This is a genomic window from Rothia sp. HMSC064F07 (assembly GCF_001837265.1).
Classification (GTDB): Bacteria; Actinomycetota; Actinomycetes; order Actinomycetales; family Micrococcaceae; genus Rothia; species Rothia mucilaginosa.
On record NZ_KV831926.1, the window covers coordinates 54,648 to 79,274 of the forward strand.

The following is a 24,627-nucleotide window of genomic DNA, read 5'->3' on the forward strand; positions in this document are numbered from 1 at the left end:
TCTTGTACGCGGGCTGACGAGGTGCTTGTTGCGGAGTATTTGGATTAGAAGAGCGCAAGAAAAAGATTTACAAAGAAAATACCGAACAAAAAATGGGTGCACGGATCAAAAGATGTGGGATTTATAAAAAACCAACATTTTCCTGCGGTCTGTCCACAGAATGGTATTTCTGGAATACGCCGTTATAAACCGCCATTTCAAAATTTAAATCGACGCGCTAACGCGCGAAGAAAAACCCGGGAAAACGACAATTTAGTGACAGGTTGTATATATAAATAGCAACCCACCTTTAACGGCCACGTTCCGCCCGGCAGAACCCCTCTAGAATCCTCACTCCCAGATTCCCCCCACCCGAACCCCTCACCGGGATTCTGGGGTATAGATTTCGTGGCGTAGAATCCCGGTGAGGGGTGCAGAAAAGCTGGGGCATAGAAAAAGCGACCGGGAACCCCCGGTCGCTTTCTATCGAACATGCGCTACGCGTTAATGCCCCACATATCCCGCGCCAGACGCGCAATATGAATCGTCAAATACGTCAACTCATCACGAGTCAGGCTCTGCTTCAACTGCATCTGCAGCACCAGCAAAACCTTCTGCGCACACGCGTAGGCGCGCGGTGCATCCTCACGAAGAGCCGCCAACAGACTCGGCTGCGACACCTCATCAACATCCTCAGCACGATTCGCGGAGGCGCGGCTCGCCCGCACAAACAGGTACCGCAGATGCGTCACAAAACGTGCCGCGCTCATCGAATCCGGATTGATCTTCTGCTCGTAGCTCGCTTCGATGATTTCAAAAACCTGCGCAAAAACCTCAGTCATGCGGAATGCTTGGGACATATCCGCTGTTGCAAATTGCGCGTTGACCAGGTGCAACGCCAGGGGAATAGCCTCGTTCGGGTCCAGCTCAACATTCAGGCGCTCGCGAACCATTTCCAAAACCGTGCGGCCGTACTCCACCTCGCGCGGGTAGAGAACAGTCACCTCCGGGGCGAGCGGATACTGCACCCGCACCCCGTCACGCGCACGAACCACCGCATAGTGCAGGTGATCAGCCAGCGGAAGAATAAACGAGTTCGACAGCTCCAGTGCACCCTCGGCGCGCACCTTCGACTCCAAAAGCGTGGCAATCGACAGAATCTCCGCCGGAATCTCAGACAGAGTCATGCTCAAGCGCTCACCCGACATGCCCTGCTCCGGCACAAACGTCTGCTCCACCGCAGACGGGTCAATCAGCTGACCCTTACGCTTACCAAAAGCAATGCCGCGACCAATCATCACGGACTCCTTGCCGTAATGATCCACCGTGAGGACAACATTATTGTTATAAATACGGCTAATGCGCATGTGTCCTCCTCTGCGGGTGTCGGGGCGCCTGTGTCGGGGTGGCACACTGAAACAATAAAAGGCGATTGAGTATCACCTAAGCTACTACAAATTTTACCGAAAGATTGAACCCGTATAGAAGGGGTAACGCGCGTGGTTGGGATAATGGGCGGCACGAAACTGTGCCCCAGCTGTGACGCGGGCAAGCATTCCATAAGTTTGCGGCTGAAAACCGGCTCCCGCCTCACCGCGAACCCTAAATCGCGATACTCTTAACCACATGAGCAGCAAAGCAACCGAAATCGCAAAGAACCTTCCCGCGCTAGAGCACCCGGACGGTAGTCCCATCCGCGCCCTCGTCGTTGACGATGAGGAAATGCTCAAAGAACTCGTCAGCATGGGTCTGAAAATGATCGGCTGGGATGTGCAGTCCGCCGGCGACGGCCCCTCCGCGCTCGCGATTGCCCGCGATTGGCGCCCCGACGTGCTCGTGCTGGACATTATGATGCCCGGCTTTGACGGACTGGAGCTGCTCTCCCGCATCCGTAAGTTCTACCCCGAGGTTCCCTGCCTCTTTCTGACCGCGAAGGATTCGGTCGATAACCGTATCGAGGGCCTTGCCGCAGGCGCGGATGACTACGTGACTAAGCCCTTCTCTATGGAAGAGGTCATGATTCGTTTGCACCGCCTGGTGCAGCGCTCCGGTGTTGCCGCCATTGACGATGCTGAGCTGGTGGTCGGTGACCTGGTGCTGAACCAGGACACCCGTGAGGTCACCCGCGGTGGCGAGCAGATTAATCTCACCGCAACCCAGTTCGACCTGTTGCGCTACCTCATGGAGAACGCGAAGCGCGTGGTCTCCAAGAGTCAGATTCTTGATAATGTCTGGAACTACGATTTTGGTGGCCAGGCAAATATTGTGGAGCTGTACATCTCCTATCTGCGTAAGAAGATTGACGTGGGTCGCGAACCGATGATTCACACCGTGCGCGGTGCCGGTTACGTGCTGCGTCCCGCTGTCTAAGTTTATTCTCTGCTCTTCATATGGCGCGGTATAACACCCGGTTATACCGCGCCATATCAGTTATATTCCGTATTTCGAATATAGAAAGAAAGGATGCTCGTGGGCTCCTACTCACCCGGTGACCCCGCCTCCCCGGATAACGAAGCAACCCGCCCCCTGCGCGCGGGTGCCCCCGCACGAGACGGTGCCGCACCCTCCCAGGGGAACTTCTTCGTGCGCCTACGTGCCGCCTGGAAGAGCATGAGGAACCCCGAGGCGTCCCCCGAAGAACTCGGGTACGTACCTCACCTGCGTTCGCGCCTTATCGCCATCCTCGTGGCAGCCCTCGGCATTGCCTGCCTCATCATCGGCCTGTCCACCTACGTGACCCTGCAGAACTCCCTCTACCAGCAGGCGCAAAGCGACCTCAAAGAAACCAGCCACCGCGTAGTGCAACCGACCTCCCGAGACGGCAAGCGAGAAGAAGTGGACTGCAGTGACCTGCAGAGCAGTAAATCCCTCTTTGCGCCCGGTCAGGCGTCCGGAACCATCATTACCTGTGTCGAGTCCGAAGGTGCTGTGGAAGTCGCCAGCAAGCTCGGTAAGGACGGCACCGTACAAACCCTCTCCGCCAACGACCAGGTAACCCTCGGAACCATGGCGCTGAACGCCACCAAAGAAGAAGTCCGAGAGGTCAAACTGGAATCCGGCCTGTACCTCATCAAAATCACCCCGAAGGCTAATAGCAGCGCTGACGCCCAGGTGGTTGGTATTCCGCTCGCCAATGTACAGCAGACCCTCACCATCTTCGTGATTGTGGTAGCCCTCGGTTCCATCGCCGTGATGGTCGGCGCCGGCGTGGCGGGCTCCTACATTATTCGTGGCACCATGAAGCCCCTGGAGCGAGTCTCCGCGGTGGCAACCGATGTGGCGCACCTGGACCTGGAAGAGCACACCATCTCCTCGGCGGTGCGCGTGGATCCGAAAGATTCCGACCCGCGCACTGAAGTCGGTGCCGTAGGCTACGCCCTCAATCAGCTGCTCGATAACGTGAACTCCGCCCTGGAGGTGCGCGAACGCACCGAACACCAGATTCGCGCCTTTATTGCGGACGCCTCCCACGAGCTGCGCACGCCCCTTGCCGCCATTAAGGGGTACTCCGATATGCTCCGCTGGACCGAGCCGCTCAGCGAATCCGGCCAGTCCTCCCTGGCGCGTATTGATTCGCAGACCGAACGTATGTCACGCCTCGTGGAGGATCTTCTGACCCTTGCCCGCCTGGACGAGGGTCGCGAACCCAAGCTGGAGCAGGTTGACCTGACCGAGCTGGTACTTGAATGCACCTCCGACATGCAGGCTGCCGCGCGCACCCACGAATGGCACCTGAACCTGCCCGACGAGCCTGTTGAGGTTGTTGCCGATCGCTCCCAGATTCAGCGCGTGATTCTGAACCTGCTCTCAAATGCCCGCAAGCACACGGACGAGGGTACTCGAGTGACCGCTGGCCTGGCCGTGGATGCTGCACGCCGTGAAGCTGTAGTAACCGTGACCGATAACGGTCCGGGTATTGCCCCGGACTTCTTGCCGAAGATTTTTGACCGCTTTACCCGTGCCGATAAGGCGCGTTCCGGTTCGGACGGAACGACCGGTCTGGGTCTGGCGATTGTGCAGGCGATTGTGCAGGCGCACGGCGGTTCGATTCAGGTGCAGAGTCAGCCTGGGCATACGGTCTTTACGGTGCGTCTGCCCCTGGATGCCCGTCTTCAGCCTGTCACCTAGTTCAGTTGTCGCCTAGTTCAGTGCTTGGTCTACTGTCTGAGTTGCGCGTGTCTATTCTGTGAATGACTGCTTGAGGGGGTGGGGTATGTTGTGTGCGCACTCTGCTCCCCTGCGGCGTTTTTGAGGGTTTATAGCGCCTTGACATGCCAAAACGCTAAATTACTTGTTGAGTAAACGTTAAATCTGCACTTCAAGTTTATTACCTAGAGTGCAAATATGTGGTGAATCTAACCCCCAAATAGTTACCCCCAGTGAAACAATGCGCGTATTGTAAAAAACATGGCTAATCTTGTTGAATCTCCCGCAAACATCACGGACAAGCGCTCCGCCCGCAAGGCAGAGAACCGCATCGCAATCGTTGAGGCAGCAGAATCCCTCATCCTCGAGGGCGGCTACGGCGCCCTCAACGCAGAAGCACTCGCAGAACGCGCAGGCGTCTCCCGCCGCACCATCTTCAACCACTTCGCCTCCGTAGACGACGTACTGGTCACCCGCATGAACCAGTACTTCAACCGCATCTTCGAAGAATGCGACTTCACCGTCTCCGGCGAAAACGCAAGCATGGAAGCCGAAATGCTCTCCATCGCCCGCAAGGTCTTCATGAGCAACACCCTCGAAGAGTACATCGCACCCTTCGCGCACCTGCTCTACGCCCTCGAAATGGACAGCCCCGCGAAGTTCGAAGAATACTCGCACGTCATCCTCGAGCGCACCTACGACATCTTCCTCGAGCGGTACCTCGCGGCATACCCCGACCTGCCCTACCTGCGCGTGGCAGTCTTCGCCTCCAACCTCGCCGAAACCATCGGTGAAGGCGTCTACTACTACCTCACCCGCGCCGAAGAAATGACGGTCAAGGTTGCAGCAGAAGCCCCCGAGGGCACCCACCCCGAAGCACTCGCCATTGAAGCAATGCGCCAGTGTGTCCTCGAAGCACTCGACTACCTGGGTCGTCTGGTTCAGGGCGAATTCGCAAGCTAAGCCCCATAGCGTCAACGCTCAAACACTCTCGCTTCGGGCACCTCATCTGCAGGTGCCCGGGGCGGGGTGTTTTTTGCCTAAAAACAGGACACAGCGTTCGCCGTACAGGGCAAACCACACGTCGCATTCACACGCACCCAACACCCCAAACTCTTCACTCGCTCAACTTCAAAGGACTGAATCATGGCTACATGGCTCTACCGCATCGGTGAAGCTGCCGCCCGCCGCGCATGGGCTGTCATCCTCACCTGGGTACTCATCGTCGCCGGTGTAGCGGGTGCCTACACCGCGTTCCACGGCAAGCTCAGCAACACCTTCACCATGCCCGGAACGCAGACCCAGCAGCTCTCCGACGAGCTCGCCCAACGCTTCCCCAGCGCCAACCGCGGCTCCGGCCAGATTATTCTCACCACCGGTGACGGCACCGCCCTCACCGAAGAGCAGAAGCAGGCATTCTCCGCCGCACTGAGCGCACTGCCCAGCGAGGTGCCCTCCGTGGATGCGGTCACCGACCCGTTCACCACCACCTCCAAGCTTGCAGAAGCGAAAACCCAGCTCGACGAGGCGCACGCCAAGATTGACGCCGCCCCCTCCCAGATCGAGGACGGCAAAAAGCAGCTGAACGCCGCCACCTCGCAGCTTGAGGACGGCAGGAAGCAGATTGCCGACAACGAGAAGAAGCTTGACGACTCGCAGGCACAGATTAGTGCTGGTCAGGAGCAGCTCGCATCCGCGCAGAAGCAGCTGGATGACGCGCAGGAACAGCTGAAGGACGGCTACGCCCAGGCGGAGGCGGCAGGCTCACCCGCTGCCATGATGGAGCAGCTCAACGCCCAGCAGGCGCAGCTGACCGAGCAACAGAACGCACTCAATCAGCAGCACGATACCTTGACCGAGAGCCAGAAGCAGGTTGACGCGGGTCGCGCAGAAATCGCCTCCAAGAAGGATGAGCTGGCTGAGGGCAAGAAGAAGCTGGACGAGCAGCGCAACCAGCTGCAGAAGACCGAGAGCGAGCTGCCGGCACAGCGTGAGCAGCTGGAGCGTCAGCAGAAGCTCTACGACTTCACCGCGGGCTACCGTATGGTCTCTGAGGATCAGTCCACGGCGATTGCGACCGTCTCGTTTAAGAAGAAGATTTACGAGGTGCCGTCCGCCGAATTGCAGAAGGTTATGTCCGACATTGAGTCGGCGAACCTGCACGGGGCGACCGTCCAGTTCGACGCGAACCTGAGTGAATCCGCGCTTGGCGGCGGCTCGCACACCGGTGAGGTTGCGGGTATGGTCATCACCTTCATCGTGCTGATGGTTATGCTCGGCACCCTCGTGGCTGCCGGCCTGCCGATTCTGATGTCTCTGGTGGGCGTGGTGGTGGGTGTGCTCGGTACGCTCTCCCTGTCCTCCGTCGTGGAGATGAGCTCTACCGCCTACACTCTGGGTCTGATGCTTGGTCTGGCGGTCGGTATCGACTATTCGCTGTTCATTCTGAACCGCTACCGCATGAACCTGCTGGACGGCATGCCGAAGGTCCAGGCGATTGCCCTGGCGAATGGCACGAGCGGTAACGCCGTGATTTTTGCGGCGAGCACCGTGATTATTGCGCTTGTGGCGCTGAACGTGACCGGTATTCCCTTCCTGGGCGTGATGGGTAATGCCGCCGCGTTCTGCGTGGTTGTTGCCGCCCTGATCGCGGTGACGCTCACCCCGGCGGTGCTGTCCTTGGCGGGTACCAAGATCATGTCGAAGAAGCTGTGGGCTTCCATCGATACCCCGCAGAAGATTGCGGAGTGCCGCGCGCAGGATGCCGAACGCACCGAGAAACCGAACGGCTGGTTGCGCCTCGTGCTGGCGCGTCCGTTACTGACTCTGGTGGCCGGTACGCTGGCGCTGCTGGCGGTTGCCGCCCCCATGTCTCAGATGCGCCTGGGCCTGCCGGACGCTTCGAACTACCCCTCCGATAGCGCCGCGTACAAATCGTATGCGCTGGTCAAGGAGAAGTTCGGTGAGGGCATGAGCGCCCCGCTGGTTGCGGTCGCGCACACCCCCGCGAATATGAGTGAGGAGCAGGCTCAGCAGGCGCAGATTGATATCGCCTCTGCGGTCAAGGAGCGCGGCGGCGCGAACGTGCAGGCTGTGGTTCCCGGCGGTATGACTGATGATCGTACCCTCATGATTTTCCAGGTGATTCCTGCCCACAGTGCAAGCTCCGTGGAGACTGAAGAGCTCGTCCACGAGCTGCGAGCCGTGACCGTTCCGGTTCAGGGCTCTGAGGTGTCTCTCGGTATTGCGGGTCAGACCAGCGGCAATATTGACGTCTCCGAGGTGCTCGCGCAGAAGCTGCCTCTGTACCTGGGCGTGGTGATGGGCCTGTCCTTCCTGGTGCTGATCCTGGTGTTCCGCTCGATTCTGGTTCCGCTGGTTGCCTCGGTGGGCTTCCTCTTCTCGGTGCTGGCAAGCTTCGGTGCCGTCGTGTCGATTTACCAGCTGGGCTTCATGAGCTCCCTCTTCGGCGTGGACCACCCGGGCCCGGTGCTGTCCTTCCTGCCGACCCTGCTTATCGGTATTCTTTTCGGTCTTGCGATGGATTACCAGATGTTCTTGGTGACCGGCATGCGTGAAGCGTACGTGCACGGCAAGGATGCGGCGACCGCCATTGTGAGCGGTTACAACCATGCGGTGCGTGTGGTAGTGGCTGCCGCGATCATCATGATTTCGGTGTTTGGTGGCTTCATCTTTGCTGACTCGACCATGATTCGACCGATGGGCTTTGGTCTGGCGTTCGGTGTGCTCGTGGATGCGTTCATCGTGCGCATGACGCTGACCCCGGCGATTATGGCTCTGCTGGGCGATAAGGCGTGGTGGATGCCGAAGTGGCTGGACCGCTTCACTCCGAATATGGATGTTGAGGGTGCCGCACTGAGCGAGAAGATTCAGCACGAGCGTGAGTCTGCCGCCGGTTCGGGTAACAGCTAAAGCCTGGGTAACCGCTAAAGTATTAGTGTGTGTTTGTGCGCTGTTGTAGCGCACTTTGAAGACTAATACGAGACGAAAGGGCAGGTGCACGGTGATGAGGAACCGCGCGAGTATCCGGCAGAGGATAGGAGGCGTTCTAACCCGTGTGCCTGCCCCTTTTCTTGTCTTTTTGGGCGGCGGCACGGGTGCGCTGTGCCGCGTGTACACCCCCGGTGGCGTGCTGGTGGCGAACCTGCTGGGTTCGTTCACGCTGGGCCTGCTGACGATGGTGTGGAACGCCTACGCGCGCCGTGACGGCGAGGACCGGATTCACTCGTTCCGCCTGCTGTTCGGTGCGGGTATGATGGGCGGCTACACGACCTATTCGTCGATTGCTGCGGTGCTGGCGCAGACGATTTTTCTGCCGTACACGGTGCATGCTCAATATATGATGCTGGCTGTGGCGGTGCTGCTGGTGGGTGGTTTGGTTGCCGCCGCGGCGGGCATGCTGACGGGTCGTTTTGTGGCGTCCCGCTTGGTGCCCGCCCGTGATGTTGAGGAGGGCCGCTAATGTTTTTCGCTCTGATGGTTTTCCTGTGCGGCGGTTTGGGTGCGATGACCCGTTTCTTCTTGGATAAGGCGATGTCGCCTCGCCTGCGTACGGAGTCGTCGATTATTAGCCCGGTGTTCGTGATTAACCTGGTGGGCTCGTTCCTGTACGGCCTGCTGATTATGCCGGTGTCTAATCCTCGCGCGCTGGGGGTGCACTATAACGCCACGGATCAGGTGGCGTTCTGGTGCACGGTGATTACGACCGGTCTGCTGGGTGGGTTTACGACGTTTTCGACCGCCATGGTGGAGGCGCTGACCGCCCGCTCTGAGGGCAAGATGGTGAAGTTCCTGATGCTGTGGCTGGTGCAGGTTGTGGGCGCGATGGTGGCAGCTCTGGCGGGTGCGCTCTTGTTTGTGATGCTGTTTGGTCGGTATATTGCGCCGGTGTTCCCGCCGGATGTTCTGTACTGACGGCGCCGGCTGTGGTGGTTCTCATGCCATGTTTGGGTGCGTGTACAGCTTTTTCACAGTTTCGCCTAGGGTGAGCCATAGAGCGGTCTTTTACACTGGTGGTGAACGATATGCGGCGGGTATGAACGGTAACCCGCTATATACCACCAAGAATATATGTTAGAACAGGCATATATACAGGTGGGGTTCATATAACTCACTCTTACGACCCAAGGAACACACGGCATGCAGGAACTGCTCAATAAACACATGATTGGCACTTTCGTCATCGAGATTGCGGCGCTTACTGTCGCGCTCTCCATCATCGGATTTATTGGTATGCGCCTGCGCGCCAAGAAGACCGGTCGAGCGCACAGCATCCGCCAGTACTTGCTGACTGCGTCTTTTGCGCTGTTCCTTGCCTCGATTCTTTCGCTGACGCTGACTCCGATTGGTAGCGCGAATAGCGTCACGAACCCCGAACTGTACTACCCGCGCTTCTATGTGGGCTGGAGCTGGCAGCAGGCGTGGGACCTGACGGCCGGCATGGGTCTGCGCCGCTTCGCGACTACCGTGTACGCGCAGCTCTTCTTCAATATTGCGATGTTCATTCCCCTGGGCTTCTTTACGGCGGGCTGCCTGCGCTGGGGTCTGCGCGCTACGGCACTAAGTGGCTTCGCGCTCTCGAGCTTCATTGAGCTGAGCCAGCTGACCGGTAACTGGGGTCTGGCGGGCTTCACCTACCGTACTTTCGATGTGGATGACATTGTGAACAATACTGCCGGCGCGGTTCTGGGTGCGGTGTGCATCTGGGTGGTGCGCGCGATTCAGAAGCGCCGCCTCGCTAAGCATGATCGGGTGCTGGCAATGGCTTCCGCTGCAGCCTAATACCCCTCCAAAAAATAGCAGACGTTTTCATAACATGATTGATATAATTCATGTTATGAAAACGTCTGCTCCTAGTCTCCTTCCTATCTTGCGTAGTGACCTGCAGGGTGAAGTGATGGCATTGCTGTTCTCTCACCCTGAGCAGCAGTACACGGTGTCTCAGATTGCTGATGCGACACGTGCATCGTTGCCGACTGTCTCCCGAGAGGTGAATCGTCTGGAACAGTCCGGTCTGGTGACTGTCCAGAATGTTGGTAGGACCCGTATGGTGCAAGCCAAGGTTGATAATCCGGTGGGCCAGGCGATGCGTCAGTTGATCCTGGTAACTTATGGCCCCGTTCCGGTGCTCCGGGATACTTTGCAGGGCATTTCCAATATTGAGGGTGCCGCTATTTATGGCTCGTGGGCTAGCCGTCGTTCTGGGGTGGCTGGGCACGTGCCGAATGATATTGATGTGTTGGTTGTTGGTTCCCCTTCACGTCAGAAGCTGTATGAGGCTATTGATGATGCTGAGCAGAAGCTTGGCTATGAGGTGAACGTAAAGCGGCTATCTCATGAGGCATGGAACTCGCAGGATGGTTTCGTGCAGACTGTGCGCTCGCGCCCGATGGAGGTTCTCTTTGGGCAGCTGGAGGTGAATGATGTCGACGCTGAAGCCTAATGCCCCGACTCCTGGTCCTTGGACTGTTGGCCGGGAGCGCATGCTTGAGCTGATTAATGCCGGTGAGTTGGAACGGGTTACTGTAAATCGTGAGCATGCTCAAGGTCTGTTGTTGCGTGCTCATCGGCATCTAAAGACGGCGCATCGTCTGGTGGTTGATGATCCGGAAGGTGCCTATACGCTCCTCTATGATGCTTCGAGGTTGGCGATGACTGCTGCCTTGGCGGTGCAGGGTCTGCGGCCGACTACTCGGGGAGGTCATATTGTGGTGGGTGATGCGTTGCGTGCTCAGCGAGGCCCTCATGATGTGGTGGGTAAGCTGTATTCTCGCTTGCGTCGAACTCGCCATGAGGTTGAGTATCCCGGTTTGGATTATGAGCCTATAGCTGTGGAAGAAGCTGAAGAGGCTTTGGAAGATGCAGAGTATATCGTTCAGGAGATGACTCTTTTTATTCCTAAGCTAGGACCTTTCTAGACGATATTTCTTTTCGGCACCCCTGAATGAACCTCCTTCCGTGAGGTAGACGCAACGAACCCCTCATTTTCATAACCTGAACAACATAAGTCAGGTTATGAAAATGAGGGGTTCGCCGTTTTAGATGAAACCCTAGACAGGGAAGTTCCCAGGCGGGAAGACTACTCGTCGTCGGTCACGCGGTTCACGACGCGGGTGCTACGGTTCTCCTTCACCTCTTCGGGCAGCAGGACCGGCATGGAACCGGTCGGGGTGTAGGTTGCTGCGCGTGCCGCCGCGGTAGCGTGGGTGTCCTCAAACTCGGGGACAACCTCGGAGCTGGGTGCGCGGTACAGGTGGCTATTAGCCCACCACGCGAAGAGCAGAACCACAACCGCCAGAGCGCTGGAAACGAACAGCCACGGGCTAACCTGACCCTCGTAGTAGAGCTTGAAGAACGCGCCACCCATGAAACCACCGGCAATCGGGCCGCAGATCGGAACCCAGGCGTAGAACCAACGCGAGGAGCCCTTATCGTGGATGGGCAGCAGGGCATGCATGAGGCGCGGACCGAAGTCACGGGCGGGGTTCAGGGCGTAGCCGGTCTGACCACCCAGACCGATGACGAGCACGGCGACCATGAAGCCGAAGGCGAGGGGCTTAAGCACGTCGTTGAGGTTGAGGGAGAGCTCCACACCGCCGCTGATGGACGGCTTGAAGTTCACGCCGGTGTACAGTGCCGAGAAGACCAGCATGAACGTGCCAATCATTTCGGAGAGGGCGTTGGTGAAGTAGTTGTGAATGGCGGGGACGGTACCGAAGATGCCGAGCTTAATCTTCTTGTCGGCGGTTGCCTTCCAGTGGGGCAGGTAGTTGAGGTAGACCAGTCCGGCACCGACCATTGCGCCGAGGACCTGGGCGATGATGTAGCCGGGGACCTTCTCCCAGGGGAATTCGCCGTAGGCTGCCAGTCCGATGGATACGGCGGGGTTTAGGTGGCCGCCGGAGTAGGCGTGGGAGGCGTAGACGCCGAAGGTGACGGCGAAGCCCCAGCCGAAGGCGATGGTGAAGAAGTTGTCGCCGTGGCCTTTGGAGCGGCGGAGTTCGACGTTGGCGATGACGCCGCAGCCGATGGTGCACATGATGAGCGTGCCGAGGAATTCGGCGAGGTAGGGGCTGATGGTGTACACGGGGTGTCCTTCAGGTAGTGAACTGCGGGTGGTGAACCGGGGTTCGACCGGGTGTGCAGTGCCGAGCGTGAGGGAGGTGTGGTTTTGTGTGGGTTATGTCGCCTGGGTGGCGTGTTTAACCTTTGGCATCTATGGAACCTTGAATACCCCTGGAAGACAATACTTTTGTGTTATTTCACCCTTAGACATAAGCGGTTTTTCGGGTTTTTCGTTTAAAAATAAATGTGGTGGATGAGGGGAAAAACAGGCATAGTCCACACCTTGGACTCATTCCATAAACCCATACTTAAACCCACAGTTCAACCGATCGTTAAATCCATGGCTCAACCAACACTTGAATCCCCACCTTCACTACCCGCCATCAGCACAAAAAATGCCCGGGCACCGCATGAGGTACCCGGGCATTTTCTGTAATTTTTGTGCGGCTCTTATGAGCCGCCATGGTCTGGGTTCTACGCCGCTACACGGTTGCTATGTGGCTGCTACTTGGCGCTCGCCCAGTCGAGAATCGCCTCGAAGAAGCGCTCACATTCGCTCAGCTGCTCCAGTTCAATCCACTCGTTCGGGGAGTGCGCCTGCGCAATATCGCCGGGGCCGCAGATGATGCTCTGCACGCCGGCGCGCTGGAACTGGCCCGCTTCGGTGCCGTAGGTGACCTTCTGCGGTGCGTCGTTGGTGCCGAGCCACTCGTGGGCGAGGCGCACGATGGGCGCATCGTCTTCGGTACCGAGGCCAGGTACGGCGGCGAGCAGTTCGTGCTTCACGCCCACGCGGGAGGTGAGGCTACCGGGCTCCGCGCCGGTGAGCTTCTCTGCGCGTGCGGCGCGTGCCTGCAGGTCGGGCAGAATCACCTCGGAAAGTTCGCGGTCAATGCGCTCGACGAAGGACTCGGTAGTCACCTGCGGCAGGGTGCGCACATCGTACTCCACGACCGCCTGCTCGGCGACGATGTTGTACTGCAGGCCGCCGTTTGCCAGGTTCACGCTGCCGGTGGAATGGGGAATGATGAACGATTCGTCGTAGGGGCCTTCTTCTTCCCACTGGTCCGCCATGTCGGTGAAGAAGGTGATGAACTCGCCGGCGGCAGCAACCGCGTTCACGCCGTGGGTGGCGAGGGAGCCGTGCTTGGGCACGCCGGTGAAGGTGACGCGGCCGCGGTGCGCGCCCTTGTGCGCGTCGATGATGCGCATGCTGGAGGGTTCACCCACAATCGCGTAGTCGGGGGCGAGGTCGCGCGCCACGAACTCCTCGATAAGGGCGGGGGCACCGACGCAGCCGATTTCCTCGTCGTAGGAGAACGCGAAGTGCAGGGGAGCGCGCAACTTCGCCTCGGCAATGCGCGGCAGCAGCCAGAGGGCGACGGCGAGGAAGCCCTTCATATCGCACACGCCGCGGCCGTAGGCGCGGGTACCCTCCACGCGCAAGGTGAAGGGGTCGGCGTCCCAGTCCTGACCGGCGACGGGAACGACGTCCGTGTGGCCGGAGAGGATGAGGCCGCCGCGGGTGGTGCCGTCCGCTGCGGGGACGGTGATGAAGAGGTTGGCGCGGGTGCCGTCCTCGTTGTAGGTGCGCACGCCGCTGTAGCCGTAGCGGGCGAACTCGGCTTCGATGAGCTCAATGAGTTCGAGGTTGGAGCTACCGGAGATGGTGGGAATCGCGATGAGCTTTTCGAGCCAGGGGAGGGATGCGGGCTGGGTGGTCTGAGCCGTCATAACTATTCCTTCTGCGTTGTGGTGCTGTGCGCTGTTATGTTCAGGGTACGCCGCGGGGCGGTATTCGTCGCCTCATGGTCGTCGAATACCGCCCCGTGACCCCTGCGCGGGGTTAGATGATGTAGTTGTTCACGTTGGAGTGGTCGCCCAGCGCGTGGAAGTTGCGCGAGTGGTAGACCAGCGGGGTGCCTTCGCAGTCGTTGCGGATGAACTCTTCAACCTGCGCGGTGAAGACGAGTGCGGGGCCTGCCTCAACGCGGCTGAGCGGGGTTGCGCGCAGTACGCGGCGCACGCCGTGGACGAGGGGCTCGCCGGTGTGGACGAATTCCCAGGTGCTGGGGTCCTCAAAGCGAGGGTAGTCGTGGGTTGCGAAGTTCTTCGCGAGGGTGACATTCTCAGCGTCGAGCATGTGCACGAGGAAGGAGGAAGCAGCCGCGATCTTTGCTGCGGAGCCGCTGTTTGCCTTGAGGGAGAAGGCGATGATGGGCGGTTCTGCGGCGACGGAGGTCAGCGAGGAGGCGGTGAAGCCTGCGGGTTCGCCGTTTTCGTCGGTGGCGGTGATGATGGCAACGCCGGCGGGCTGGTGGCCGAAGGCGAGCTTGAACTGCTCGGAGGTGTCGGCGATGGGTGCCTGTGCTGCAATGGTTTCGGTCATGATCGACCCTTTCTTCTGCGGCTGCGTTTGAGGGGTCGTCCAGATGTGTATGCGTTGGGCGACCCTTTGTTAAGGGGAGATATGTTTCAGAGTAAAGCTAATGGGTGCTGAACACCTTATTTATTGCCCTATGTTTCTTAGGTGCACCTTTCATGACGTAGGGCGTGAAATATTACGTCATATTCTTCGTCATATGGGAGCTTCACACAGACAGCCCAACCAGCGCCCTGCAACACATGATTGAGGTGCTATCCCTCTCTCTTCCGCGGGGTTTCGCGGGGGTGAAGAGGGCTCTAGGGTATCCTTGCTTGGTACGCGAAAGCGCACCGACCCCCGTATTTGAGGGGTTTTCCGGTGCGTGAACTGTGGGGAGAAGAAGGTTAATGAGCTGGTTGGCAACTATTCCGCTGCTACTTTTTGCGGTCGTGTTGGCTTTTGGCCCCGGCTATGCAATGGGCTGGGCGCTGCGTGTTCCCGCACGTCTGCGCGTCTTCCTCTCTCCGCTCCTGTCCTTTGCCCTGATTGCCGTCTCGGCAATTGTGCTGGGTAAGATCGGGATTGCGTGGAACCTGATTTCCTTCGTAGTGGTCGCGGTCGTGTTGGTGGCTACGGCAGCGGGCCTGATGTGGCTAGTGGGTCGCCGTTGGCCTGCCCTGGCGTCTGCCTCGTGGCCGGGTAATGATGTTCCGGTGGCCTGGCCCGTGGTAGGTGCTGTTTTAGGCGGGTTCCTGGTGCTGCACATGACCGAGGACATGGTCTACGGGCCTGAGGCGTTCTCGCAGAGCCTGGATAACTCATTCCATATGAATGCAATCCGCTGGATTCAGGAGCACGGCGACGCCTCCAGCCTGACCCTGGGCGCGGTATCTGCGGCAGACCAGCAGCCGGCATTTTACCCGGCGGGTTGGCATGATTTTGTGTCCCTGATTTATAGCACTACGGGTACGAGCATTGCGACTGCCACCATCGTGACCGTGTTACTGGCTGCCAGCATTTTGTGGCCCTGCTCGCTGGTAGCGTTCAGCTTGAGCATTCCGAAGCTTCGCCCCCTCCAGGCGCTTGCCATCCCTGCAATAATTGGTGGTTTTGCAGCGTTTCCCGGTCTCCTCCTGCGTTGGGGTGTGCTCTTCCCGAATCTGCTGGGTTACGCTCTGGTGCCGTCATTTGTGGCACTCATGGTATGCCTGGTGCAGGTGATGATGCGCGGCGAGTACGCAGCGCTGCTTTCCCTGTGTCTTTCCGCCCTGGTGGGTGTCGCGGGTCTAGCGCTTGTGCATCCGAACGCGGTGGTGTCTGCTGTGGTCTTTGCTCTGCCGCTGGTGCTGGCTGGGGTGGCGTGGGTAGTGCGCTCGCGCGAGCTGACCTCTCGCCAGAAGTGGGTGGGATCCGCTCTGCTCGGGCTGGTAATTCTTGGGTGTGTGGGTGCCTGGTGGTTCCTGCGTCCCGGCGCATCTGCCAGCAACACGTGGGAGCCTATGCTCACCGAGGGTGAGGCGCTCTACCAGTTCCTCTTCCTGGGCTTGGAGAACGCCAATCAGTTGAGAGATACATTCAACCCCTCGTATCTGGCCGGTTTCCTGGCTCTGTGGGGCGCGGGGTACCTGCTGTACAAGCACCGCAACCTGTGGCTGATTGCCAGCTGGGTGCTGATTGGTTACCTATGGATTGTGTCCGCCTCGGTGCCGCGCGGCGAGTTCCGCTTGTTGATGGTTGCTCCCTGGTACACGGATCATTTCCGCTTGGCGGCGCTGGTGGTATTCCCCTCGGTGATTCTGGCTGGTATCGGCTTGGGCGGCTTCGTGGAAGGTCTGCTTACCTGGGTTGCGCGCCGCGCGCCGCGCCCGGCACGATTGAAGGTTGCGACCGTCGGCATGGGCGTTGCGATGGTTCTGGTACTGGTAGTTGCTGGTCTTTCTTCGCGTGTACCCTCGGTGCAGGAGACAACTCTGGCGGTATCGCAGGAATACCGAGTGACCCCGACCTCTGTGGTGCTGAATCAGGACGAGATGAACGTCATTAACGAGATCCCGAAGATCGTGCCGAAGGGCGATGTGATCGTGAACAACCCCTGGGACGGTAGCGCCTATATTTACGCGCTGGCAGATCGTCACCTGACGGGATACCACTTCGAGTTTGAGACCTCACCCAAGTACTCGGCAATTATGCACAACCTCAAGGACGCTCGTACAAATCCGGAGGTGTGCCGCGAGGTGAACAAGTACAAGGCCCACTGGTACGTTCACCTGGAGAACCAGTTGAACTTCGGCCCAGACGCACAGAAAAACTACGACGGCCTCGTGGCTGCCATTGGCACGGACGTTCTGACCCCGGTGTACTCCTCGGGGCCGATGACTCTGTATCGCATTAGCGCTTGCGATAATAACTAGTATCTGGCACTTTTGGGCTGCCTGAAGTATTGCGGGGGTGGCATGGAGACTAGGCCACCCCCGCGGTGCTACTTCGAGCGTCGTTAAGAGAGTGCTGATAAGATGTAAAACCGGTATGCCTTTGTGCGCATACTAACTTCCGTATGCCATACACACAAGAGATAGCACCGCATGGAATCAGAGACTTTTACGCAGACCCCTCGGCCCCTCATCATTATGCCCGCGTGGAATGAAGAGGAAGTTATTGGGGGCACAATTGAAGAACTTTTCCGCATGATGCCTGAGGTCGACCTGGTAGTCGTCAATGACGGGTCCACCGACCGCACCTCTGAGATTGCGCGCGCTACCGGCGCTTTCGTGATTGATCTTCCCTACAACATGGGTATCGGTGGCGCTTTGCGCACCGGTTACAAGTATGCTCGCCAAGCCGGATATGATTGCGCGATTCAGGTTGATGCTGATGGGCAGCATGACCCGAAGGGTATCCGCACTGTGCTTGCTGGCCTGGAGGATGTCAACATCTCGATCGGTTCCCGCTTTGCTGAGGCGACGAACTATAAGGTGTCTGGTCCGCGTAAGTGGGCGATGGTGGTTCTGGCCCGTATGTTTACGATGATTTCAGGCGAGAAGTTCACCGACGCCACCTCCGGCTTCCGTGCGGCAGACCGCAAGGCGATTGAGCAGTATTGCGAGCATCTACCTGCTGAGTATCTGGGTGACTGTATCGACGCCTGCGTGATGGCGATTCGTTCTGGCTTGACTGTTAAGCAGGTGCCGGTTGAGATGCGTGAGCGTCAGGGTGGTACTCCTTCTTCAAGCCCGTGGAAGTCTGCGGTGTACCTGGTTCGTTCTTTCTTCTCGTTTGGCATGTCGATGACTCGCCAGAAAACGAATGTGGGGTCTAAGTAAATGAGTGCAAATATTTTCTTCCTTCTCATCGTGGTGGTGATGGAGGTTCTCGTTCTGGCGCAGGTACGCAACCAGAAGATGAAGGAAAAGTACGCCGCACTGTGGCTTATCGTTGGCGTCATCATGATTGTGCTAGCGCTTTTCCCGAAGCTTTTGGATGCCCTCTCGCGTCTGGTGGGTATTGAGACCCCGGTCAACCTGCTGTTCCTACTGGCGATTATTATGCTGATGGGTATTAGCTTGCACTTGACCCTGGCTATCTCGAAGATTACGGATGATATGCGTACCCTCGCTGAAGAAGTTGCGATTATGAAGGCTCTTCAGCGTCAGCCGCAGGGCGCTTCCCGCGCTACGGAGCGAGAGCAGAAGAAGCCCTAAAGCCCCTGATTTTTATACGTTTCTACACGTTTGAGCTTGGAGTAATACCTCATGACCGTTGATATTCTGTTCCCCTACTACGGAGACGTCGCCATGATGAAGCAGGCTGTGCTGTCTGTGGTCGGTCAGACCAACCCGGACTGGCGCATGATTGTTGTTGATGACGGCTACCCGGACGACTCGATTCCCGGCTGGTTCGAGTCGCTGAAGGATGAGCGCATCACCTACATGCGTAACGAGAAGAACTTGGGCGCGAACGGTAATTACCGCAAGTGCTTGACCTTCGTAGAGAATGACCTGGTCACCGTCATGGGTGCTGATGACGTCATGCTCCCCAACTATGTGCAGTGGCTGGTGGATTCGGCGGCGAAGCACCCTGAGGCATCCATTTTCCAGCCCGGCGTGGTCGTGATTGATGAGAACAACGGCCTGTCGAATACCCTGGTGGAGCAGACTAAGGCGTTCTACCGTCCCAAGGGTGAGGCTGTTCTGCAGGGTGAGGAGCTGGCTACCTCCCTGCTGCGCGGCGCGTGGTTCTACTTCCCGTCCCTGGGTTGGCGTAAAGACGCTATCGTGGGCACCGGCTTCCGTGAGGGCCTGAACGTTGTGCAGGATATGGCGCTGATTCTGGACATTACGATGCGTGGCGGCTCCCTGTACTACGATCCGCAGGTTGCGTTCATGTACCGTCGTCACGGTGGTTCTGACTCGTCCTGGCGTGCCCTGGAGGGTACCCGCTTTGATGAGGAGCGCCGCTACATGAACACCATTGCTGATGAGATGACTGCCCTGGGTTGGACGAAGGCTGCCCGCGTGGCCCGTATCCGTTTCTCCTCGCGTGCTCACGCGCTGACTCTGCTGCCGAAGGCGGCCCTGGCGAAGAAGTGGCAGGGTGTTAAGAACCTTGCCGAGCATGTGGTGAAGTAAACCTATATTTGTGTGCGGTGCGTCGTACATCCTGCGGTGGATGTGCGGCGCATCTGCGTATGTAATGATGGTTTGTGTTGGCGGCTATATTGGCGGCTAGGAATGAGGAGGACGCGGTGAGCGAGTCGGTACAGCACCCCGATAAGAGCGGGGTGGAGGAACACCCCTCTCGGGAGGCCCAGTCTTCGGGTACGGTCACCCGCTACCAGTCCCTGGCGCTTTTGGGTTCGTCCCTGTTGGCGGCGGTCTCCACGCTGTTGGTGACCATGATTGCTCAGCGTGCCCTGAACGGTTCGGAGCTGACGGAGTTCCTGCTGTTCTGGGCGGCGCTTTTCACTGTGACGGGTATTATCACGGGTATTCAGCCGGAGATTACGCGCGCGGTGGGTACGGCACGCACCCGTGCTGTAGCTGACAGGGCTTTAGCTAACAGGGCTGCATCCGGCGGGGCTGCATCTGCTGAGGGTTCCGCGCCGCAGGGCGCCCGCGTGGTTACGGTGACCGCGGCTCTGGGTGCTATCGCTGGTGCGCTGGTGTTGGTGAGCTCCCCTCTGTGGGCGGGCCAGCAGATTCCGCATTCGGCGGCGGTGGGCGTGACCGTTATGGCGGTGGGCGTGTTCCTCTACGCCCTGCAGGCGACTATGAGCGGTGTGACCGCCGGTGAGGACCGCTGGTACCTTTTCGCTGCGGTGGGCGGTCTGGAATCTGCCGGGCGCCTCATCCTCATGCTTGCGGCTGCGCTCATGATTCCTTCCCTTGCCGGCCTTGAGGTGGCAACCGTCGTGCCGATGGGTCTGTGGCTTATCCTGGCGTTCGTGACTGTCTCGGGTCGCCGTCTGTGGGTTGCCCGCGCCGATGTGCCCGCGCGCCGCCTGAGCTTAAATATCCTCTGGTCGTTCCTGTCCTCTGCCGCCGCGGCGGTGCTGATGATGGGCTTCCCGAACGTGCTGAAAGCGAGCGGCGCCGCGGAGAGCGAACCGGTCGTGCTGGGTACCCTGATCCTGGCGATTTCCATTACCCGTTCGCCGATTATGATTCCCCTGCAGGCGTTCCAGGGTGTGGCGGTTTCCGCCTTCTTGAAGCAGCGCCACCGCCCCGTAGCGGCGTTCATTAAGCCTGCCGCCGCAGTGGTGGCTGTGGGCGCTGCGGGCGCGTTGGCGGCGTACCTGGTGGGTCCGCTGCTGTTCCGCCTGATTTACCCGCCTGCCGCAGGTGCAGAGTCCGCGTACGAGGCGGCAGCCTCCGGCATCACCCTGGGTGCACTGGTCTTCGCCTCGGCACTGCTGGCGCTCATGACCCTCTCAGGCAATATGGCGCTCGCGGTGAACCAGCACCGCATCTACCTCGCCGGTTGGGTGGTTGCCGCGGCGGTGACCTTGAGCTTGGCGTTCCTGGTCCCCGCGCCGCTGGTGCCGCGCGCTATCGTGGCGTTGGCGGTCGGCCCGGTCTGCGGCTTCGTGGTGCACATGGTGGGCGTGGCTTTGGCATCCCGCACGGAAGAAGCTCACGCCGAGTAGCTTAAAAACCTCTGCTTAAAAACCTATGGGAGGGGCACGTACATGATGTACGTGCCCCTCCCAACGTTTAAACCTGGTAAGCGGCTCACCGCTAGGGAATCAGCCACTTGCGGACCGGCGGAATCCAGCGCAGCAGCCATACCAGAATCAGCGAAGAAGCCCACACCAGCAGCGCGTAGGGTGCCTCCAGACGATAATCCACCAGCGGCCAACCGTAGGCGGCGAGGCCCTGAATAATCAGCAGGTGAATCAGGTACACACCAAAAGTCAGAGCTGACAGCTTACGCAGACCCGTCTGAACCGCCTCCGGCAGACGATTCAGCGGCAGAGACTTGAAGAATACAAAAACCGCCGAAGCCCAGAAAATCGTCGGAACAGACAGGTACTCGGTCGCCAAACCGCCCAGACCCGGGTGGTTCAGCACCAGGTACGGGCCCACCAGAATATGCGTCAGGGAACCGGCAATACCCAGCACATAGATGACCAGACGCCACGGCAGGCTGAACTCCGTATTCGCCAGCGCATAACCTAAGAAGCAGAAGCCCACATACCCCACAATGGGTGCAGAGAACTCCGGCATAAACTGCGGATTAATCTTCTGCAGAGAAGCAGTTGCAATGGGCATCAGCAGACCCAGAGCAGCCATCAGCCACGCCAGCTGCACCTTCTTCTCACCGGCACCGCGCAGGGCGTACGAGAAGATCGGCAACACCAGGTACACACCGATGAGTGCCTCCAAATACCAGAGGGTCACACCCACCTTGTTCGGTGCCAGCAGTACCGCCAGAATCTCCTCACCCGTAGGCAGGGGAGTGTGCATAAACCAGCTGCGTGCAAAGAGATACACCTGACCCCACACCAGCAGCGGAATCAGAATCTTCGTGAAACGCTTCTTATAGAACGTGCCGACACTCTCACGGTTCGTGAAATTCAGCAGGGTAATGCCCGAGGCCATGAAGAAAAGCGGCACCGCGGCAACCGCGGTACCCGAAAGAATGTTCTCGAGAACCCAACCGGGCGAATCATAATCCACCCGGTAGTTGAACCGCACGTGCAGCGCCACCACGAAGATAATGGCGAGAACGTTAATGAGGTCCAGGTACACCTTTCGCGCAGGTCTAGGGCGCGCGGCAGGCACCTGAGACTCAGGCTGAGCATCCGCAGGTTGAGAAGACGCCACCTGCGCCGATGCAGGTTTGGAGGACATGAAAATCCGCTCCAATCAATGTGTGTGAGTGTGATGGGTACAAGCACCCGAATTCTAAAGGTTATAGACCCGCTTAACGTACGCGCCGTACAGCAGACGGTACAGCGGCATGCTAGTCTTCAACAGCAGACCCGCCGCACCAAACACCGGGCGGATACGCAACGCAAGCAGCGCATCGCTCACCGTAAAACCGGTGCGGCAACCCGCCAGCACAGCCGGTGCGCTCTCACCGCCCACAATCAGCGCCTGCTGCGCGTTATTCAGGTACGCAATAACCCGGGCAATCGTCAGTGCCTCCTGACCGGCAGGCAGATGATACGTGCTCGTACGCTGCAGAGACTTCTCAAAATACTCAAGCAGACGACGAGTTTCAGACAGGGGAGTAATACGGCTCCAGGTCAGGCTTCCCGCGCTCACCGCGTACGCGTACAGCGGCTCATCAATGACGGTCACGCTCTGCGCTCGCAGGTAGCAGTCCAGTAGCGCGCATTCGTCCTCAGCGCGTTCAATCTGCGGGTATCGAACACCTTTAAATAGTTCGCGGCGAATAATCTTATCCCAAGCGTAAGGAGACAGCTCATCCTTAAGCAGGGCGAACGCCGCCTCCTGACCGGTCAGCGTGCCGGGGGCGCCCTTCAGGCGCTGCGTAGTCGAACCGTCGGTCGCCACCATGTTGTGGGCGCAATTGACCACCTGCGCCCCCGTACGCTCCGCGTGGTAGTGCAGGCGCTCCAGGAAAGTCGGGTAGAGAGCATCATCAGAATCGGGGAACGTCACCCACTCGCCACGCGCCTCGTCCAGGCCTTGGTTACGCATCGCGGACAGACCCTGATTCTTGGGGTTATTGAACACGCGCACGCGCTCATCCGGGTTCTGCTGCAGGTACTCGGCAATCAGTTGCACTGAATTGTCCGGGGAGCCGTCAATCATGACCAGCAGCTCAAAGTCGGGGTCGGTCTGCGCCAGCACCGACTTAATCGCCGCAATGACGGTGGAAGCGGTGTTGTAGACCGGCATAATGATGCTCGTGCGAGGGATGGCAGACATAGGGTGGGAACCTTTGAGAACGGGGCTGATAAGAGCGGGACTGATGAGAACGTTGAGGGGTTACATGCCGTAGGCGCGGCGAACGTACGCGCCGTACAGGGTGCGGTACAGGGCGGGGGAGAGCTTCAACAGCAGGCTCGCCGCACCCACCACCGGACTAGAACGCAGTGCCGGCACAACCCAACCCCACTCGATTTGGCGGCGACACTCGCGGATTACCGCATCTGAGTCGGCGCTATCGCTCATGAGCGCCTGCTGCGCATTATTCAGGTAGGTCACCGCAGAAGAAATCGCCATTGCCTGCTGACCCTCCTTCGAGGAGAGCAGCGGTGCGCCCGCCTGGCGCATGTAGCGGGTGTGGCGGATGCTTTCCTCCACCGGGGTCACGCGGCCCCAGGTCAGGCCCTCAGAGCCCATGTGGTACAGGTACAGGCAATCCGGGATAACCTCAAGCTTCTGCGCCTGCATGAGACACTCAAAGACCGCGAGGGCATCCTCGGCGCGGTGAATATCGGTCGCGAAACGTACCGAAGAGAAGAGCGAAGCGCGGAAAATTTTATCGTGCACAAACCCCGTAAAACGGTTCAGCAGATAGTTGATGGCAATATCGCGACCCGTGTACGTACCGGGCGCATCCTGCGGGCGGTCCATCGTGGAGCCGTCGGCGCGGGCAATGGTGTGACCGCAGGTTGCCACATCCGCGCCGTTACGTGCCGCCGCGGCGTGCAGACGCTCCAGGAATTCGGGGCGGTACGTGTCATCAGAATCGATGAACGTAATCCACTCGCCGCGCGCCTCATCCAGACCCTGGTTACGTGCCGCAGACACGCCGGCGTTTTGCCCATTGTCGAACAGGCGGATGCGGGGATCGGGGGTGTTCTGCAGGAACTCGCGAATCACCTTCGAGGAATGGTCCGGGGAGCCGTCAACCACTACCAGCAGCTCAAAGTCGGGGTCGGTCTGTGCCATAACGGACTCCATCGCGGCGACGACAGTGTCAGCCGTGTTGTAGACCGGCATGATAATGCTGGTGCGGGGTGACGGCATAGTACCTCTTCGAAATGCGGCGGATGGAACTACATACAGGTACATCATACGGTGGGGGTGGTGGGTAATCGAAATATGTTCCACCACCCCCACGATATATGACGGACCTACTGGTGGGGAGGAATATGCGTAGTATTGTGGGGCTTGCGAGTATGGTCGGTGTTAGCCCAAGCCATCCACAAACCCCAGAGGGCTATCGCGAGACCAGCCCACACACTTGCCTGCTCCTGCGTAAGGATTCCGTATGTCTGCAGGACGGCAGTGGTAGCCGGAATAACCGCGTATAGTTGCTTACGCCACCCCGGACGATGCCTAAGCACGACGCTTCGACTTCACGAGGTTCTCCAAATCTGCAATTTGCTTGTGAAGACGTAGCATATTCTCATCGAACCATTCCACGATAGCTCGAGTGCTGATTTTTGCCTGACCGAAGCGCTGTACGGCAGGGTCGCCTTCACGCACAAAAGGCGCATCATACACATCAGTCAGAGCTCGATGAGCTGCCTGGTATGCAGTATTTTCAGAAATAGGTGCCATGATAATCTCCTTGGCGGTTGGGCAGCTATGATAGCTGCGGTTTAACAGAAAACCCCGCCAGGATAAACCTGA

The 24,627-nt window shown here is 58.9% G+C and carries 22 protein-coding genes; 14 read left to right on the forward strand and 8 right to left on the reverse strand.

Features of this window, described 5'->3' with window-relative positions; genetic code table 11:
* Positions 1-476 precede the first annotated feature (476 nt).
* Complete coding sequence (locus HMPREF2712_RS02695; protein WP_070819207.1) at positions 477-1,346, reverse strand: PRD domain-containing protein; 870 nt, start codon at positions 1,344-1,346, stop codon at positions 477-479.
* A 259-nt stretch (positions 1,347-1,605) separates the two neighbouring features.
* On the opposite strand from HMPREF2712_RS02695, the gene HMPREF2712_RS02700 reads away from it, so the two are divergent.
* The 9 genes from HMPREF2712_RS02700 to HMPREF2712_RS02740 all read left to right on the forward strand — a co-directional run bounded on the left by HMPREF2712_RS02700 (position 1,606) and on the right by HMPREF2712_RS02740 (position 11,063).
* A complete protein-coding gene (locus HMPREF2712_RS02700) occupies positions 1,606-2,349 on the forward strand; it encodes a response regulator transcription factor (RefSeq protein WP_049345979.1) in 744 nt (247 codons plus the stop codon).
* Between the two features lie 93 nt (positions 2,350-2,442).
* Positions 2,443-4,107 (forward strand): sensor histidine kinase, encoded by a 1,665-nt coding sequence (locus HMPREF2712_RS02705; protein ID WP_246828660.1) that lies wholly within the window; start codon positions 2,443-2,445, stop codon positions 4,105-4,107.
* 279 nt (positions 4,108-4,386) lie between these two features.
* The gene (locus HMPREF2712_RS02710; RefSeq protein WP_070819208.1) at positions 4,387-5,088 is read left to right on the forward strand and encodes a TetR/AcrR family transcriptional regulator; all 702 of its coding nucleotides are present in this window, start codon (positions 4,387-4,389) and stop codon (positions 5,086-5,088) included.
* Positions 5,089-5,271: 183 nt separating this feature from the next.
* Entirely contained in the window at positions 5,272-8,058 is a 2,787-nt protein-coding gene (locus tag HMPREF2712_RS02715; protein WP_070819209.1) for an MMPL family transporter, read from the forward strand.
* Positions 8,059-8,203: 145 nt separating this feature from the next.
* Entirely contained in the window at positions 8,204-8,608 is a 405-nt protein-coding gene (locus HMPREF2712_RS02720) for a fluoride efflux transporter FluC (RefSeq protein WP_246828661.1), read from the forward strand.
* On the forward strand, positions 8,608-9,060 hold the full coding sequence (locus tag HMPREF2712_RS02725) for a fluoride efflux transporter FluC (protein WP_049352277.1): 453 nt from the start codon (positions 8,608-8,610) through the stop codon (positions 9,058-9,060). Before HMPREF2712_RS02720 ends, HMPREF2712_RS02725 begins: the two co-directional genes overlap by 1 nt.
* Before the next feature lie 225 nt (positions 9,061-9,285).
* A complete protein-coding gene (locus HMPREF2712_RS02730; protein ID WP_070819211.1) occupies positions 9,286-9,927 on the forward strand; it encodes a VanZ family protein in 642 nt (213 codons plus the stop codon).
* A 115-nt stretch (positions 9,928-10,042) separates the two neighbouring features.
* On the forward strand, positions 10,043-10,588 hold the full coding sequence (locus HMPREF2712_RS02735) for an ArsR family transcriptional regulator (RefSeq protein WP_083324830.1): 546 nt from the start codon (positions 10,043-10,045) through the stop codon (positions 10,586-10,588).
* Between the two features lie 40 nt (positions 10,589-10,628).
* A complete protein-coding gene (locus tag HMPREF2712_RS02740) occupies positions 10,629-11,063 on the forward strand; it encodes a HEPN domain-containing protein (RefSeq protein WP_070684817.1) in 435 nt (144 codons plus the stop codon).
* 161 nt (positions 11,064-11,224) lie between these two features.
* Here HMPREF2712_RS02740 and HMPREF2712_RS02745 read toward each other — a convergent pair whose 3' ends face one another.
* The 3 genes from HMPREF2712_RS02745 to HMPREF2712_RS02755 form a co-directional block, all read right to left on the reverse strand.
* Positions 11,225-12,232 (reverse strand): MIP/aquaporin family protein, encoded by a 1,008-nt coding sequence (locus HMPREF2712_RS02745; RefSeq protein ID WP_070819212.1) that lies wholly within the window; start codon positions 12,230-12,232, stop codon positions 11,225-11,227.
* 482 nt (positions 12,233-12,714) lie between these two features.
* The gene (argE, locus tag HMPREF2712_RS02750) at positions 12,715-13,944 is read right to left on the reverse strand and encodes an acetylornithine deacetylase (RefSeq protein ID WP_070819213.1); all 1,230 of its coding nucleotides are present in this window, start codon (positions 13,942-13,944) and stop codon (positions 12,715-12,717) included.
* A gap of 112 nt (positions 13,945-14,056) precedes the next feature.
* A complete protein-coding gene (locus HMPREF2712_RS02755; protein ID WP_070819214.1) occupies positions 14,057-14,599 on the reverse strand; it encodes a flavin reductase family protein in 543 nt (180 codons plus the stop codon).
* 383 nt (positions 14,600-14,982) lie between these two features.
* On the opposite strand from HMPREF2712_RS02755, the gene HMPREF2712_RS02760 reads away from it, so the two are divergent.
* The 5 genes from HMPREF2712_RS02760 (at position 14,983) to HMPREF2712_RS02780 (ending at position 20,717) form a co-directional block, all read left to right on the forward strand.
* Positions 14,983-16,986: a DUF6541 family protein gene (locus HMPREF2712_RS02760; protein WP_070819215.1), complete on the forward strand. Its 2,004-nt coding sequence runs from the start codon at positions 14,983-14,985 to the stop codon at positions 16,984-16,986.
* A 171-nt stretch (positions 16,987-17,157) separates the two neighbouring features.
* Positions 17,158-17,895: a glycosyltransferase family 2 protein gene (locus HMPREF2712_RS02765; RefSeq protein WP_005507977.1), complete on the forward strand. Its 738-nt coding sequence runs from the start codon at positions 17,158-17,160 to the stop codon at positions 17,893-17,895.
* Positions 17,896-18,273: a DUF2304 domain-containing protein gene (locus HMPREF2712_RS02770; protein WP_005507976.1), complete on the forward strand. Its 378-nt coding sequence runs from the start codon at positions 17,896-17,898 to the stop codon at positions 18,271-18,273. It abuts the gene before it with no gap.
* Positions 18,274-18,324: 51 nt separating this feature from the next.
* Complete coding sequence (locus tag HMPREF2712_RS02775; protein ID WP_070507453.1) at positions 18,325-19,200, forward strand: glycosyltransferase family 2 protein; 876 nt, start codon at positions 18,325-18,327, stop codon at positions 19,198-19,200.
* A gap of 116 nt (positions 19,201-19,316) precedes the next feature.
* Complete coding sequence (locus HMPREF2712_RS02780; RefSeq protein ID WP_070615768.1) at positions 19,317-20,717, forward strand: hypothetical protein; 1,401 nt, start codon at positions 19,317-19,319, stop codon at positions 20,715-20,717.
* A 91-nt stretch (positions 20,718-20,808) separates the two neighbouring features.
* Here HMPREF2712_RS02780 and HMPREF2712_RS02785 read toward each other — a convergent pair whose 3' ends face one another.
* From HMPREF2712_RS02785 to HMPREF2712_RS02800, 4 genes are all read right to left on the reverse strand, one after another.
* Positions 20,809-21,924 carry an acyltransferase gene (locus HMPREF2712_RS02785; RefSeq protein ID WP_210398935.1) on the reverse strand — a complete coding sequence of 372 codons (1,116 nt, stop codon included), beginning with the start codon at positions 21,922-21,924 and terminating at the stop codon, positions 20,809-20,811.
* A gap of 54 nt (positions 21,925-21,978) precedes the next feature.
* Entirely contained in the window at positions 21,979-22,971 is a 993-nt protein-coding gene (locus HMPREF2712_RS02790; RefSeq protein ID WP_070819216.1) for a glycosyltransferase family 2 protein, read from the reverse strand.
* Positions 22,972-23,031: 60 nt separating this feature from the next.
* Positions 23,032-24,018, reverse strand: a complete 987-nt coding sequence (locus HMPREF2712_RS02795) for a glycosyltransferase family 2 protein (protein ID WP_070819217.1) — start codon at positions 24,016-24,018, stop codon at positions 23,032-23,034.
* A 312-nt stretch (positions 24,019-24,330) separates the two neighbouring features.
* Complete coding sequence (locus tag HMPREF2712_RS02800) at positions 24,331-24,555, reverse strand: hypothetical protein (protein ID WP_070819218.1); 225 nt, start codon at positions 24,553-24,555, stop codon at positions 24,331-24,333.
* Between the last annotated feature and the right edge of the window lie 72 nt (positions 24,556-24,627).

Bases quoted from the DNA above. Each gene is read 5' to 3' on its own strand.
- argE (WP_070819213.1), bottom strand. From the start codon at position 13,944: ATGACGGCTCAGACCACCCAGCCCGCATCCCTCCCCTGGCTCGAAAAG.
- HMPREF2712_RS02790 (WP_070819216.1), bottom strand. From the start codon at position 22,971: ATGTCTGCCATCCCTCGCACGAGCATCATTATGCCGGTCTACAACACC.
- HMPREF2712_RS02705 (WP_246828660.1), top strand. From the start codon at position 2,443: ATGCTCGTGGGCTCCTACTCACCCGGTGACCCCGCCTCCCCGGATAAC.
- HMPREF2712_RS02800 (WP_070819218.1), bottom strand. From the start codon at position 24,555: ATGGCACCTATTTCTGAAAATACTGCATACCAGGCAGCTCATCGAGCT.
- HMPREF2712_RS02765 (WP_005507977.1), top strand. From the start codon at position 17,158: ATGGAATCAGAGACTTTTACGCAGACCCCTCGGCCCCTCATCATTATG.
- HMPREF2712_RS02795 (WP_070819217.1), bottom strand. From the start codon at position 24,018: ATGCCGTCACCCCGCACCAGCATTATCATGCCGGTCTACAACACGGCT.
- HMPREF2712_RS02730 (WP_070819211.1), top strand. From the start codon at position 9,286: ATGCAGGAACTGCTCAATAAACACATGATTGGCACTTTCGTCATCGAG.
- HMPREF2712_RS02695 (WP_070819207.1), bottom strand. From the start codon at position 1,346: ATGCGCATTAGCCGTATTTATAACAATAATGTTGTCCTCACGGTGGAT.
- HMPREF2712_RS02725 (WP_049352277.1), top strand. From the start codon at position 8,608: ATGTTTTTCGCTCTGATGGTTTTCCTGTGCGGCGGTTTGGGTGCGATG.
- HMPREF2712_RS02715 (WP_070819209.1), top strand. From the start codon at position 5,272: ATGGCTACATGGCTCTACCGCATCGGTGAAGCTGCCGCCCGCCGCGCA.
- HMPREF2712_RS02760 (WP_070819215.1), top strand. From the start codon at position 14,983: ATGAGCTGGTTGGCAACTATTCCGCTGCTACTTTTTGCGGTCGTGTTG.
- HMPREF2712_RS02740 (WP_070684817.1), top strand. From the start codon at position 10,629: ATGCTTGAGCTGATTAATGCCGGTGAGTTGGAACGGGTTACTGTAAAT.
- HMPREF2712_RS02775 (WP_070507453.1), top strand. From the start codon at position 18,325: ATGACCGTTGATATTCTGTTCCCCTACTACGGAGACGTCGCCATGATG.
- HMPREF2712_RS02785 (WP_210398935.1), bottom strand. From the start codon at position 21,924: ATGTCCTCCAAACCTGCATCGGCGCAGGTGGCGTCTTCTCAACCTGCG.
- HMPREF2712_RS02735 (WP_083324830.1), top strand. From the start codon at position 10,043: ATGGCATTGCTGTTCTCTCACCCTGAGCAGCAGTACACGGTGTCTCAG.
- HMPREF2712_RS02700 (WP_049345979.1), top strand. From the start codon at position 1,606: ATGAGCAGCAAAGCAACCGAAATCGCAAAGAACCTTCCCGCGCTAGAG.
- HMPREF2712_RS02755 (WP_070819214.1), bottom strand. From the start codon at position 14,599: ATGACCGAAACCATTGCAGCACAGGCACCCATCGCCGACACCTCCGAG.
- HMPREF2712_RS02770 (WP_005507976.1), top strand. From the start codon at position 17,896: ATGAGTGCAAATATTTTCTTCCTTCTCATCGTGGTGGTGATGGAGGTT.
- HMPREF2712_RS02710 (WP_070819208.1), top strand. From the start codon at position 4,387: ATGGCTAATCTTGTTGAATCTCCCGCAAACATCACGGACAAGCGCTCC.